This window comes from Trichococcus sp. K1Tr (genome assembly GCF_028309625.1).
Taxonomy (GTDB): domain Bacteria; phylum Bacillota; class Bacilli; order Lactobacillales; family Aerococcaceae; genus Trichococcus.
In genome coordinates this window covers 373,164-386,549 of record NZ_JAQMHR010000001.1, presented here as the reverse complement: position 1 = coordinate 386,549, position 13,386 = coordinate 373,164, and the positions used below count along the sequence as shown (strand labels likewise).

Here is a 13,386-nt window from a genome sequence, read left to right as displayed (position 1 = left end):
AAAATGGTGCAAATCAATGACATTTCCGAAATGATGGGCGAGCTGAACAAAGAAAGTTCGATCCAGGCCTTGGGCAGCAAAACGGGCGTTGATGCAAGCATTTTGCCGAAATTGGCTGTCGTTGCAATTCCCTTGATCCTTCGGGCATTAAGCAAAAACGCAGAGTCAAAAGCAGGGAAAGATTCCTTATCAAATGCATTGGAAAAACACAAAGGTCAGACCAAAGACGTATCCTCGATCGAAGATGTGGTCAAGAAAGCCGATACGGATGATGGCGATAAAATATTGGATCATGCCTTCGGTGACAAAGATAAGGTCGTGGATCAGATTGCTGCCCAAACAGGCATCAGCAAATCCGAGGTTTCCAAGGTTTTGGCTTCCATGGCGCCGATGATTCTGGGCATGTTGGCGGACAAAAAGGATGCTGATGGCTTGGATTCCGACGGTGTAGCCAAACAGACCGACATCTTTTCCAAACAAGCTGAAGAAGCAGCCACGAAAAATTTCGACATAACCGATCTTTTCCCTAAGCAGTCCGGAACGACTACGCCAGCAACAACGGGCGGATTGGGCGGCATTCTGGGAAGCATTTTGGGGAACCTATTCTGATACAATCCTGATGGAACGCGATCGAAGCAGAACAAGACTTTTTTGTTCTGCTTTTTTGTATTTTTTGATATACTGGAGCAATGAAAAGAAAGGGGTCTGACATCACGATGGACAATAAAGAGGAACAATTAAAGCGCCTGACGCCTTTACAATATGAAGTGACACAGAACGAAGCTACGGAGAGACCTTTTTCCGGCGAGTACGATGATTTTTATGAAAAAGGCATCTATGTGGATGTCGTGAGCGGAGAGCCGCTGTTCAGTTCAGCCGACAAGTACGATGCCGGCTGCGGGTGGCCTTCTTTTGCAAAACCGATTTCCACACTGAAAGAGCTGGAAGACCGCAAGTTGATGCGCAAACGCACAGAAGTCCGCAGCCCTCAAGGCGACTCCCACCTGGGGCATGTTTTTGAGGACGGCCCAGCAGAGTTGGGTGGTCTGCGCTATTGCATCAATTCGGCAGCGATGCGCTTCGTCCCTTACGATCAATTGGATGCGGAAGGCTACTCTGAATACAAACAATTATTCGAATAAGCAACAAAGGAAAGTCCCATGGCTACCGGTCCTGGGACTTTTTGCTGCTTGCGCCTACCAAACGAATGTTCCCGCACAGAAGATGACGCAACAGCTGTCATTTCCGTTCCGTTTTATGTTATGATAGAAAATGAATGACAATCAGGAAATGAAGAGTAGGAGCCAAATGATGTACGAATATATAAAAGGTAAATTAGTCTATGTGGGGCCGCTCTATGTAGTGTTGGAGAACGGTGGAATTGGCTACCAGTTGCAGGTGGCGAATCCTTTCCGGTTTTCCGGAAGCCTGAACCAGGAGATAACGTTTTACATCTATCAGGCGGTCCGCGAAGATGCGATCACACTGTTCGGTTTCAAGGACTACACGGAAAAGCAGTTGTATTTGAAACTGATCAGCGTCTCCGGAATCGGACCGAAAAGCGGCTTGTCGATATTGGCGAGCGATGATCATCTGGGCCTGATCCAAGCGATCGAAACGGATAATGTGGGGTATTTGGTGAAATTCCCGGGTGTGGGCAAAAAGACAGCCTCGCAGATCATCTTGGACTTGAAAGGCAAACTCGGCGAATTGCTGCCCGATACGTATTGGATGGAAGAACATCCGGCCCACGAAACCGCTGGCGCACAGTCCGCTGTCTTGACGGAAGCATTGGAGGCTTTGGCCGGGCTGGGATATTCGGACCGTGAAGTGAAGAAAATACTGCCGCTATTGGAAAAAGAAAACTATTCCAGTGCCGAAGAAGTGCTTCGTACGGCATTCAAGCTACTTTTAAAAGGGTGATATAGATGACAGCTGAAAACAGAATCGTTTCCGGAAATACGGAAGACCTAACCGAAGATTTGATCGAAAAAACATTGCGCCCGCAAATGATGGCGCACTATATCGGCCAAGACAAAGTGAAAAATGAACTGAAAGTGTATATCCAGGCCGCGAAAGCGCGAAGTGAAGCCTTGGATCATGTGTTGCTGTACGGACCGCCCGGGTTGGGGAAAACGACACTGGCGATGGTCATCGCCAACGAATTGGATGTCCGCATCCACAGCACGAGCGGGCCCGCAATCGAGCGGCCAGGCGATCTGATGGTATTGCTCAATGAACTGGAAGCGGGGGATGTCCTCTTCATCGATGAGATCCATCGCTTGCCGCGGATCGTGGAAGAAGTGCTTTACTCTGCCATGGAGGATTATTATGTGGACATCATCATCGGGCAAGGGCCGACAGCCCATCCCGTCCACTTTACCTTGCCGCCGTTCACGCTGGTCGGTGCCACGACAAAAGCCGGCAGTCTGTCGGCCCCCTTGCGTGACCGGTTCGGGATCGTTTCGCGGATGGAATATTACAGCCTTGAGGATCTCCGGCAGATCGTCCATCGCTCTTCGGATGTTTTGTCCACGAAAATCGATGAATCAGGCGCTGTCGAAATCGCCTTGAGATCCAGAGGCACCCCGCGTGTTGCCAACAGGCTGCTCCGCCGTGTGCGCGATTTCGCCCAAGTCTATCGCGATGGCCTGATCACGAAGGAAATCGCCGACAAGGCTTTGTCCATTTTGAGCGTGGACAACAAAGGGCTTGATGACTTGGATCGGCAAATATTGACGACGATGATCCGCTTCTATAACGGCGGCCCCGTCGGTCTTTCGACGATCGCCGCCAACATCGGCGAAGAAATGGAAACGATAGAGGACATGTACGAACCCTATCTGCTCCAATTGGGCTTCCTGCAGCGCACCCCGCGCGGCAGGGTAGCGACCCCTATGGCATATGACCATTTGGGGATCACGTATGATACAGAAAAATAAGTGAGGTATTTTATCAATGAGGACAAGTGATTTTGATTTTTATTTGCCGGAAGAGCTGATTGCCCAGACACCGTTGCTGGATCGTTCTTCATCCCGGCTTCTTGCCCTGGACTCCAAGACTGGAGAAATCACGGACAAACATTTCACCGACATGGTGGAGGAACTTCAGGAAGGCGACGCGCTGGTACTGAACAATACACGTGTGTTGCCTGCGCGACTGCATGGCGTCAAGCCGGATACCGGCGGGCATATCGAAGTCCTGCTTTTGAACAATATCCAAGGGGATGAGTGGGAGACGCTCGTCAAACCAGGAAAACGGGTCAAAGTCGGGACAGTCATCTCTTTCGGGGACGGACGCTTGACGGCGGAAGTGACGCAATCGTTGGATCACGGCGGCCGCATTTTGAATTTCAAATATGCCGGCGTATTTTTGGAAATACTGGAATCGCTGGGCGAAATGCCTTTGCCGCCATACATCAAAGAGACGCTTGACGATCAGGAACGCTATCAGACCGTTTACGCCAAAGAAGTCGGCTCCGCAGCCGCCCCGACAGCAGGTCTCCATTTCACAGCCGAATTGCTTGAGGAAGTAGCCAACAAAGGCGTCAAGATTGTCTACCTGACGTTGCATGTGGGCTTGGGGACTTTCCGTCCGGTATCGGTCGATGATATCGCCAGCCACGAAATGCATTCGGAATTCTACCAGCTGACGGATGAGGCAGCGCAAACCCTGAATGAGGTCCGATCCAATGGAGGCAAAATAGTCGCTGTGGGCACGACTTCCGTTCGGACACTGGAAACGATCGGCACGAAATTTGATGGGGAAATCAAAGCGGATAGCGGATGGACCAAAATTTTCATTTCGCCAGGCTATTCATTCAAGGTTGTCCAAGGCATCATCACCAATTTCCATCTGCCGAAATCGACCTTGGTCATGCTGGTCAGCGCTTTTGCCGGCAGAGACAACGTCCTGTCCGCCTACGAGCACGCAGTCAAAGAAAAGTACCGATTCTTCAGCTTCGGCGACGCCATGTTCATCAAATAGAGAAAAGCGGAACGGGTTCGTTCAGCCAAAAAAACCTTCAGGAAATTGATCCCTGAAGGTTTTTTCGATTTTAATGCCGTCTTTGGAACGAACTATCGGTTATTTATGGGAGGCCGTCTTCGGCATCAACGCAGAAACAAGAACTACGATCAGCGCGGTAAAGATACCCGTCATGGTTGCGATCATAAAGTCATAGCTGCCGCCGGATAAGGCGCTGCCCAGATAAACAGATACTTGCCCTAAGATAAATCCCCAAAAAATGATTGCAATATATTTCATGTCGTTTACACCTCTTCTCGAAATTCATTTTATCACTTTTTTTGGAGATGACAAGCATTACTTGCCCAGCGACTTTTTCGCTTCTTGGATTAGGACGGGTACGCTATAATGATAATATTGATTAGAAAAAGGAGGTCTCAGACATGTCTTTTGTGCATTTGCAGGTCATCAGTGCCTATTCTCTTTTGCAGACGACTACCCGAATAGAGGATTTGGTGCGCAGCGCCAAGGCAAAAGGATATCAGGCCATCGCATTGACGGACCAAAATGTCCTTTATGGCCAAGTCGACTTCTTCAAACTTTGCAAAAAGTACGCTATCCAACCCATTCTGGGGATCCAACTGGATTTGCCCGGAATCATCAGTAAAGATCGCACCTTTCCGTTGGTTTTGTTGGCGAAGGATTATGAGGGCTACAAAAGGTTGATGGCTTTGTCGACGGTCAGGAATCAGGACGCTTCGGATCGGGAATTGCTTTCCCTTTTGGAGGATGATTCAAGCCGCATCATCGCCATCACCCCAGGAGAAAAGGGCGAGATCGAAAGCTTTTTGAACGGAAACGATCAGGAGAACGCCAAAGCAGCCAGTTTGGCCTGGAAAAAAATCTTCACCCACGGCAATTTTTATTTGGGCGTTCAGCTCCACGAGAAAATGAAACCGATCCTTCCGCAATTGAAGCATTTATCGCAGGCGACAAACATTCCGACTACAGCCATGCATGACGTCAGATATCTGGAACCGAGCGACAATTTCAGTTGCCGTGTCCTGAAGGCGATCGAAGCGAACGAAAAGGTGGATCTGCAGTCGGAAGCTTTGGATGGCACCTATTACTTGCCGTCCTGCGGAGAAATCGAAAGGAAATTCCGGGAAGCTGATTTGGTCGAGTCGGCTGAAACGACCCAAAAAATTGCCGGCGAAATCGAAATCGATCTGCCGCTGCATCAGTCGCTGTTGCCGCGCTACCCGCTGCCTGCCGGGACGACACCCCAAGCATACCTCAGGAGGCTCTGCGAAGAAGGGTTGCGTCAGCGGATCGCTGCCCCGGATGCGGCATATGAAAAACGCTTGGCATATGAATTGGAAGTCATCCATGAAATGGGCTTCGATGATTACTTCCTTATCGTTTGGGATGTGATGGCGTATGCCCGAAAAGCGAAAATCATGCCGGGAGCCGGCAGGGGATCTGCCGCCGGTTCGCTCGTGTCGTACGTCCTGCGCATCACCCATGTCGATCCAATCAAATACAATCTGTTGTTTGAGCGGTTTTTGAACAAAGAACGCTACAACCTGCCGGATATCGATTTGGATTTCCCGGATAACCGAAGGGATGATATTCTGCATTATGTCCGGGACAAATACGGTTCGGACCACGTCGCCCAGATAGCCACATTTGGGACGCTGGCCGCAAAAATGTCTTTGCGGGATACCGCACGGGTATTCGGATTAACGGTTGCGGAGGCGCAAGCCTGGTCGAATGCGATCCCGAATCAATTGGGCATCAGTCTGGCGGAGGCAAGACAGAAATCGAAAGAACTGCAGAATCTGATCAGCGCGACGGATGTGAATCGCCTCCTGTATGAGACTGCCGAAAAAATTGAAGGCGTTCCGCGGCATGTTTCCACTCATGCGGCAGGCGTCGTCATCAGCGACAATCCGTTAAGGGACATTGTGCCTTTGCAGAAGAAAAACAGCGAGCTGTATCTGACACAATACACGATGGGCAACATCGAGGAAATCGGCCTGCTCAAAATGGACTTCCTGGGGCTGAAAAATCTGACGATACTGAACGATGCAGTACAGTTGGCCAGCGCTGCGCACAAAGAGAGCATCAACATTTGGGGAATACCGATGGATGATGATCGGACGCTCGAAATATTCCGAAAAGCGGATACGAATGGGGTGTTCCAGTTTGAATCCCCAGGCATAAAAAATGTGTTGCGCAAGCTCGGGCCGGAATCGATCGAAGATATTGCCGCCGTCAATGCGCTTTACCGACCGGGTCCGATGGAACAGATCGACCTCTTCATTTCGCGGAAAAAAGGGTTGGCCGCAATCGATTATCTCCATCCCGATCTGAAATCGATCCTCGAGGTAACCTACGGGGTAATGGTCTATCAGGAACAGGTCATGCAGGTGGCTTCCCGGATGGCTGGCTTCAGTTTGGGGGAAGCGGATATCCTCAGAAGAGCGATAGGCAAAAAACAAAAATCGGCCATTGATGAAGAAAGAAGGCACTTTATTGAAGGTTCGCTGCAACAAGGCTATTCCGAACAGACGGCCGAGCAAGTGTACGACTACATCGAGCGCTTCGCCAATTACGGGTTCAACCGTTCGCATTCGGTCGCCTATTCTTTCATAGCCTACCAACTTGCCTACATGAAGGCGCATTTCCCGGAAGCATTTTTCGCCGCTTTGCTGAATTCCGTCAACCAACACTCGGATAAGATGAGGGAGTATTTCATCGAACTGAAAAGGCGCAACATCAGCATTTCCTATCCGGACATCAACACAAGCAACTGGAAATTTGCACTGCAGCAACAGACGATCCAATTCGGCTTGGGCGGGATCAAAGGCCTCAGACGCGATTTCATCCAGGAAATCATCAAAGAACGCCAAGCCCATGGGCACTACAAGGATTTCGTTCAATTTTTGAGAAGGATCCATCCGAAGTGGCTGAAGAACGAAAACATCACGCCGCTCATCTATAGCGGGGCGTTCGACAGTTTCGGGCATTCGCGCGCGACGCTGTTGGAGTCGCTGCCGGGTATGCTGAACAGCATCGATTACAGCGGAAACAACATCGATCTCTTTTCGATACTGGAACCGAAATATGTCGAAACGGAAGAATTGCCGCTGTTGGAATTGCTGGATTTGGAGGAAGCTGCACTGGGCCATTCTTTGAAGGGCCATCCGATCGACCAATTCGGCAAATTGTACAACAACGGTGCAGTTGTATACGTCACCGAGCTGGCATACGACAAAAAAATGCGCACGATGGGATTGATCAAAGACATCCGCAGAATCCAGACAAAGAAGGGCGATCCAATGGCATTCGCAAACATGACAGACAGTACCGGCGAAATCAGCGTCACGATTTTCCCCGAGTACTATATCCGGTTCATGAAACTGCTGAAAGCAAACCAGTTGCTTGTCGTCGAAGGCAAGCTGGAGCGGTCCAAACAAGCCGACAAAACGAATTTTTTGGTCACGCACATCTGGGATGCCGAAGCCTATCAGGAAATGATGGGTCAAAAAAAGGAAAATGTCTTCATCCGTTTGACTGCGGAAAACAATATGCCTGAATTGTTCGGAAAAATGTATCGGATCCTGAACAAGCAACCAGGGGACCATCCTGTCATTCTGTATAACGAAGCCACTAAACAAACGATGCGCTTGACGGCTGAAAACTGGGTCAGCATTTCGGCCGAGCTGCTTGAATCACTGCAGGCTATTTTTGGGAGCGGAAATGTTGCTGTCAAATGAAAGCGAAAAGTTGATATCCATATACTGTTTTCATAAAAGCGAAAACTGCCCAGACGTGTTCAGCCGTTTTGGTTGAGCCTATCTGTGTCGAATTACTCGGAGGCGGGCGGTAGTAATAACAATTTGTCCGAATGTGGCGATATTCCGGACAAGAAGCCATTATTTTTCATTGTTTCTTTTTTAACAATCAAAAAAACGTGAAATTAAAAGACATTTTCATAAAAAGATGATAAGATAGTGAAGGACAAATTCAAAAAATATTTAATGCACGGATTTTTTTGGAAATTGAGAGTTTTTAACTTTATTGATGAGGTGAAGTCTAATGAAACGTATTGCAGTATTAACAAGTGGTGGAGATGCACCAGGAATGAATGCCGCCATTCGCGCCGTTGTGCGCAAAGGCATTTATGACGGTTTAGAAGTATATGGCATCAATTATGGCTATGCAGGTATGGTAGCCGGAGATTTCCGTCGTCTGACGATTGATGACGTCGGAGACACAATCAGCCGTGGGGGCACAATTTTATATTCTGCCCGCTATCCGGAGTTCGCAAAACTTGAAGGACAGCTTAAAGGGATCGAGCAGTTGAAGAAATTCGGCATCGATGGCCTGATCGTAATCGGGGGAGATGGATCCTACCGTGGAGGAGCCGCGCTTACTAAGTTAGGTTTCCCGACAATCGGTATCCCAGGAACAATCGATAACGATATTCCAGGAACGGATTACACGCTTGGTTTCGATACTGCGATCAATACAGTATTGGAATCTGTGGACAGAATCAGAGATACGGCAACAAGCCATATCCGTACATTCGTTGTTGAAGTAATGGGCAGAAATGCCGGCGACATCGCTTTATGGACTGGTATCGGCAGTGGCGCGGAATCCATCGTCATTCCCGAGAAAGAATTTACAATGGAAGAAGTAGTTGCTGAAATCCAGGAAGGCAGAGCGCGCGGCAAAAAACATACGATCATCATGTTGGCTGAAGGCGTAATGTCAGGAAATGAATTTGCGGAGAAACTTTCCAAATTCGAAGAATTCCATACACGCGTCACTGTTTTGGGCCACGTGCAACGAGGCGGATCCCCATCAGCGAAGGACCGCGTATTGGGAAGCATCTTCGGCTACAATGCCGTTAAAATGTTGGAAGAAGGCAGAGGCGGAATCTGTGTGGGCGTCAAGGGCGATGAAGTTGTTTTCAACGATATCATCGATACGCTTGAGAACCAAAAACACTTGCCATTATTGTCGCTTTACCAAATCAACAAAGAAATTTCTTTCTAACCAGAAGTTGATTACGTTTTACAAAATATAAAATGAGGTGCTTATTTTCTATGAAAAAGACAAAAATTGTATGTACGATCGGGCCTGCCAGTGAATCTGTAGAAACACTCGTTAAATTGATGAACGCAGGCATGAACGTTGCCCGCTTGAACTTCTCGCACGGTGACTTTGAAGAGCATGGCGCTCGTATCGTCAACATCCGCGAAGCATCAAAAATCACAGGCAAAATGTGCGCTATCCTATTGGATACAAAAGGGCCTGAAATCCGTACAAACAACATGAAGGACGGCATCGTGTCGTTGATCACCGGCGAAACAGTAAGAATCTCCATGACAGAAGTTGAGGGTACGAAAGATAAATTCTCTATCACTTACCCAGAATTGATCAACGATGTTGTTGTCGGAAACCACATCTTATTGGATGACGGCTTGATTGACCTTGAAGTGACTGAACTTGACAAAGAGAACAATGAAATTGTTACTTTGATCAAAAACTCAGGCATCTTGAAAAACAAAAAAGGCGTCAATCTACCTGGTATCAAAACAAACTTCCCTGGTCTTACACAAAAAGATGCTGACGATATCATCTTCGGTATCGAAAATGATGTTGATTTCATCGCAGCAAGCTTCGTGCGTCGCGCAAGTGATGTATTGGCTATCACTGAAATTTTGGAAAAACATAACGCAACCCACATCCAAATCATCCCTAAAATCGAAAACCAAGAAGGTCTTGATAACATCGATGAAATCTTGAAAGTTTCTCAAGGTTTGATGGTTGCCCGTGGTGACTTAGGAGTAGAAATCCCTACTGAAGAAGTTCCTATCGCACAAAAAATGTTGATCAAAAAATGTAACGCTTTAGGCAAACCAGTCATTACAGCAACTCAAATGCTGGATTCTATGCAACGCAACCCACGTCCTACACGTGCTGAAGCAGGAGACGTTGCCAACGCTATCTTCGACGGAACTGATGCAGTTATGCTATCCGGAGAAACAGCTGCTGGTGATTACCCGGTTGAAGCTGTTACGACAATGGCTACAATCGCTATCCGCACGGAAGAAGCGATCGTTGGACAAGATGCATTTGCTTTGAAAGCATACAGCAACACAGATATGGCTGAAGCAATCGGTCAATCAGTTGGACATACTGCACGCAATCTTAACATTCAAACAATCGTTGCCGCTACTGAGTCTGGACATACAGCGCGCATGATCTCTAAATACCGTCCGAAATCACACATCGTTGCAATCACTTTCTCGGAGCGTCAAAGACGTGGATTGGCCCTTTCATGGGGTGTTTATCCGTTCGTAACCGAAAAACCTGATTCAACTGATGAAATGATGGAATTGGCTGCAAAAGTTGCCAAAGAAGAAAACTTCGCTAAAGAAGGCGACTTGATCATCATCACTGCCGGCGTACCAGTAGGCGAACGCGGCACTACAAACTTGATGAAGATCCAATTGATCGGAACGAAATTGACTTCCGGCCAAGGTATCGGCGACAAATCTGTCATCGGTAAAGCTGTCGTGGCTCTTTCAGCTGAAGAAGCAATCGCTAAAGTGACAGAGGACTGCATCTTAGTGTTGAAGAACTCTGATAAAGACTATACGCCTGCATTTGAAAAAGCTGCAGCGGTAATCGTTGAAGCTGGCGGCTTGACAAGTCATGCTGCTGTAGTCGGTATCGCAAGCGGTATTCCGGTAATCGTAGGAGCAGAAAATGTGACTACATTAGTGCAAGACAACGAATTGATCACGATCGATTCTCGTCGCGGCATCATCTACCGTGGTGCAACTACTACCATCTAAGCTTAACTAAATTAGAGAGCATCTTTGGGTCTGGGACGAGAGTCTCGGACCCATTTGCTTTGCTTGAGCATAATCTTCCATCTGTCTCCGCAAGCCGATGGGATAAAATGCATATATATCATAAATATCACAAATATAACAAGCTCACAACAACGACGCTTTGGAAATCATTTTGTGATATGATAAAATGGAAGAAATACAGCGACGGAAAGACCGTCTGGAGGAAAAATATGAGTAAAGTACTGGGTACAATCATCACAGGTGTGATCGTGGACGAGAACGAAAAAAGTGTCTTCGTTCAGAAAGACGGCATCACCTACCGATTGGATAAAGAAGAGTCAGAAACGGCATTGCAATTAGGTGACACTGTCAAAGGATTTGTGTATGAAGGGATGAACAAGCAGCTTCGCATGACCTTGAAGGAGCCAGCAAGCCAAGTGGGCCAATATGGTTGGGGGACAGTTGTGGCTGTCCGGAAAGATTTAGGCGTGTTTGTTGACATCGGCCTGGACGACAAAGAAATTGTTGTTTCCTTGGATAACTTGCCCGACATCAAATCACTCTGGCCGAAAAAGGGAGACCGCCTGCTGATCGCCCTGGAGCAGGACAGCAAAGATCGTCTGTGGGGCATCATCGCCGACGAACCGGTATTCCGTTCCATTTCCCGCACTCCGGGCGAGGAATTGAAAAACAAGGACATTACCGGAACCGTCTTCCGTTTGAAATTAATAGGGACGTTCATCTTGACGGACGATGATTACATCGGATTCATCCACCCATCCGAGCGGGAGATTGAACCGCGCTTGGGCGAAGTCGTCAGCGGGCGGGTCGTCGGCATCAGTCAGCACGGCATGCTGAATCTGTCCCTGAAACCGCGTGCGCATGAAGCAATCAGTGAAGATGCAGCCATGATTTTGGTATTGCTGGAGCAGAGCCCTACGCACAGTTTGCCTTATTGGGACAAAAGTGATCCGGAAGCGATCAAAGAATACTTCGGCATCAGCAAAGCGCAATTCAAAAGAGCTTTGGGCCATTTGCTGAAGGCCAGACTGATCATCCAAGAGGATGGACACACAAAATTAATCAAAAAGGATTAGGTCTTCAGCCTGTCCTCAAAGGAGCCGACAGCAGTGACGGAATTGTCATTAAACACCATCAAAAAACAATTGCAAGAGGCAGGATTCAAGCTCACTCCACAACGGGAAGCGACTGTCGGCGTGCTGCTGGAAAAGGAAAAGGAGCATCTCAGTGCGGAGGAGATTTTCCTGCTGTTGCGGCTTAAACATCCTGATATCGGCCTTGCGACGGTCTATCGTACATTGGAAATCTTGACCGAATTGAACATCACTTACAAAGTAGTGTTTGAAGATGGCTTATCCCGCTACGACTTAAGAAGGACCAGCAATGAGCATTTCCATCATCATCTTTTGTGCATCGAATGCGGCAACATCGAGGAAATACACGAGGATCTGCTGGGTGAGGTAGAAAAAGATGTAGAAGCCCGCTATCAATTCGTGGTAAAAGACCATCGCTTGACTTTCCATGGCATCTGCCGCGAATGCCAACAAAAACTGAGGAACAAATAGCCTCAAAAGGATGAAATGGGTTACCGACATGGAAGAAGAAATCAATGAATATGGGCGTTATTTGAGGATCGAGCGCGGGTTGTCCGACAATACAATCATCAGTTATCAGCGGGACCTCAGAAAATACAGCCATTTTTTGGAAAAGAATGCCATTCACGCATTCGGGGATGCGACAAAACCGGATGTGCTTTTGTATCTTCAATTTTTGAATGAAGAAAAATTGGCGACAGCCTCTATCGGCAGGATGATCACCAGTCTGCGGAGATTCCATCAATACTTGAAGCAAGAAGGCTTGATCGCCAACGATCCGATGGTCACCATCCAGTTGCCGAAAAAACAGCAAAAGTTGCCGAAGGTGCTTTCGATGGGCGAAATCGAACGCTTGATGGCTGCGCCGGATGTCAAAACCGTTCTGGGGCTGAGGGATCGTGCCATCTTGGAACTGCTTTATGCCACCGGCCTTCGCGTCAGTGAACTCATCCACATTACGATGAGCGAAATCCATCTGGATATCGGGTTCATCCAAACGATCGGGAAGGGCGACAAAGAAAGAATCGTGCCGTTGGGGGAGGAAGCCGCCTTCTGGATTTCGGAATACTTGTCGGACAGTCGTCCAGCTTTGGCTTATGGGAGGAAAGAAACAGCCTTCCTGTTCCTGAATTTCCATGGCAATGGCTTCACCCGCCAAGGGATCTGGAAAAATCTGAAGCAAACCGTGCGGGATGCCGGCATCCAAAAAAATGTATCGCCGCATATGCTGCGCCATTCTTTTGCGACGCATATCCTCGAAAATGGGGCGGATCTGCGGATCGTGCAGGAACTGTTGGGGCATGCCGATATTTCCACAACCCAGATTTATACGCACATAACGACAGAAAGAATGGCAGAAATCTATCAAAAGTATCATCCTCGTGCTTGAAGCGTAACGGATCAAGTCCGCTGAGGATAAGGGAGGAATA

The 13,386-nt window shown here is 48.1% G+C and carries 12 protein-coding genes; 11 read left to right on the top strand and 1 reads right to left on the bottom strand.

Annotation, left to right across the window (positions count from 1 at the left end; translation table 11 throughout):
- Positions 1-3 precede the first annotated feature (3 nt).
- The 5 genes from PH235_RS01775 (at position 4) to queA (ending at position 3,987) form a co-directional block, all read left to right on the top strand.
- Positions 4-609, top strand: coding sequence for a DUF937 domain-containing protein (locus tag PH235_RS01775; protein ID WP_272160753.1), 606 nt, complete (start codon positions 4-6; stop codon positions 607-609).
- Positions 610-716: 107 nt separating this feature from the next.
- Positions 717-1,142 carry a peptide-methionine (R)-S-oxide reductase MsrB gene (gene msrB / locus PH235_RS01770; protein WP_086628073.1) on the top strand — a complete coding sequence of 142 codons (426 nt, stop codon included), beginning with the start codon at positions 717-719 and terminating at the stop codon, positions 1,140-1,142.
- A gap of 169 nt (positions 1,143-1,311) precedes the next feature.
- Entirely contained in the window at positions 1,312-1,923 is a 612-nt protein-coding gene (ruvA, locus tag PH235_RS01765) for a Holliday junction branch migration protein RuvA (protein ID WP_272160752.1), read from the top strand.
- A gap of 5 nt (positions 1,924-1,928) precedes the next feature.
- A complete protein-coding gene (gene ruvB / locus PH235_RS01760; protein ID WP_272160751.1) occupies positions 1,929-2,942 on the top strand; it encodes a Holliday junction branch migration DNA helicase RuvB in 1,014 nt (337 codons plus the stop codon).
- A 16-nt stretch (positions 2,943-2,958) separates the two neighbouring features.
- The gene (gene queA / locus PH235_RS01755; protein ID WP_272160750.1) at positions 2,959-3,987 is read left to right on the top strand and encodes a tRNA preQ1(34) S-adenosylmethionine ribosyltransferase-isomerase QueA; all 1,029 of its coding nucleotides are present in this window, start codon (positions 2,959-2,961) and stop codon (positions 3,985-3,987) included.
- 99 nt (positions 3,988-4,086) lie between these two features.
- Here queA and PH235_RS01750 read toward each other — a convergent pair whose 3' ends face one another.
- Positions 4,087-4,266, bottom strand: a complete 180-nt coding sequence (locus tag PH235_RS01750) for a YjzD family protein (RefSeq protein ID WP_068560596.1) — start codon at positions 4,264-4,266, stop codon at positions 4,087-4,089.
- 143 nt (positions 4,267-4,409) lie between these two features.
- Here PH235_RS01750 and dnaE point away from each other — a divergent pair, with 143 nt between their 5' ends.
- The 6 genes from dnaE (at position 4,410) to xerD (ending at position 13,346) form a co-directional block, all read left to right on the top strand.
- Positions 4,410-7,748: a DNA polymerase III subunit alpha gene (dnaE, locus tag PH235_RS01745; RefSeq protein WP_272160749.1), complete on the top strand. Its 3,339-nt coding sequence runs from the start codon at positions 4,410-4,412 to the stop codon at positions 7,746-7,748.
- Between the two features lie 322 nt (positions 7,749-8,070).
- The gene (gene pfkA, locus PH235_RS01740) at positions 8,071-9,033 is read left to right on the top strand and encodes a 6-phosphofructokinase (protein WP_106448634.1); all 963 of its coding nucleotides are present in this window, start codon (positions 8,071-8,073) and stop codon (positions 9,031-9,033) included.
- A 50-nt stretch (positions 9,034-9,083) separates the two neighbouring features.
- On the top strand, positions 9,084-10,841 hold the full coding sequence (gene pyk / locus PH235_RS01735) for a pyruvate kinase (protein ID WP_108032358.1): 1,758 nt from the start codon (positions 9,084-9,086) through the stop codon (positions 10,839-10,841).
- Positions 10,842-11,071: 230 nt separating this feature from the next.
- On the top strand, positions 11,072-11,938 hold the full coding sequence (locus PH235_RS01730; protein ID WP_272160748.1) for a CvfB family protein: 867 nt from the start codon (positions 11,072-11,074) through the stop codon (positions 11,936-11,938).
- A gap of 33 nt (positions 11,939-11,971) precedes the next feature.
- Positions 11,972-12,427 (top strand): ferric iron uptake transcriptional regulator, encoded by a 456-nt coding sequence (fur, locus tag PH235_RS01725; RefSeq protein WP_106448631.1) that lies wholly within the window; start codon positions 11,972-11,974, stop codon positions 12,425-12,427.
- Between the two features lie 28 nt (positions 12,428-12,455).
- Positions 12,456-13,346: a site-specific tyrosine recombinase XerD gene (gene xerD / locus PH235_RS01720; RefSeq protein ID WP_272160747.1), complete on the top strand. Its 891-nt coding sequence runs from the start codon at positions 12,456-12,458 to the stop codon at positions 13,344-13,346.
- Positions 13,347-13,386: the final 40 nt, after the last annotated feature.

Excerpts from the sequence above, each read along its gene's own strand:
- ruvB (WP_272160751.1), top strand. The coding sequence starts at position 1,929 with ATGACAGCTGAAAACAGAATCGTTTCCGGAAATACGGAAGACCTAACC.
- queA (WP_272160750.1), top strand. The coding sequence starts at position 2,959 with ATGAGGACAAGTGATTTTGATTTTTATTTGCCGGAAGAGCTGATTGCC.
- PH235_RS01750 (WP_068560596.1), bottom strand. The coding sequence starts at position 4,266 with ATGAAATATATTGCAATCATTTTTTGGGGATTTATCTTAGGGCAAGTA.
- pfkA (WP_106448634.1), top strand. The coding sequence starts at position 8,071 with ATGAAACGTATTGCAGTATTAACAAGTGGTGGAGATGCACCAGGAATG.
- ruvA (WP_272160752.1), top strand. The coding sequence starts at position 1,312 with ATGTACGAATATATAAAAGGTAAATTAGTCTATGTGGGGCCGCTCTAT.
- dnaE (WP_272160749.1), top strand. The coding sequence starts at position 4,410 with ATGTCTTTTGTGCATTTGCAGGTCATCAGTGCCTATTCTCTTTTGCAG.
- PH235_RS01730 (WP_272160748.1), top strand. The coding sequence starts at position 11,072 with ATGAGTAAAGTACTGGGTACAATCATCACAGGTGTGATCGTGGACGAG.
- pyk (WP_108032358.1), top strand. The coding sequence starts at position 9,084 with ATGAAAAAGACAAAAATTGTATGTACGATCGGGCCTGCCAGTGAATCT.
- msrB (WP_086628073.1), top strand. The coding sequence starts at position 717 with ATGGACAATAAAGAGGAACAATTAAAGCGCCTGACGCCTTTACAATAT.
- xerD (WP_272160747.1), top strand. The coding sequence starts at position 12,456 with ATGGAAGAAGAAATCAATGAATATGGGCGTTATTTGAGGATCGAGCGC.
- PH235_RS01775 (WP_272160753.1), top strand. The coding sequence starts at position 4 with ATGGTGCAAATCAATGACATTTCCGAAATGATGGGCGAGCTGAACAAA.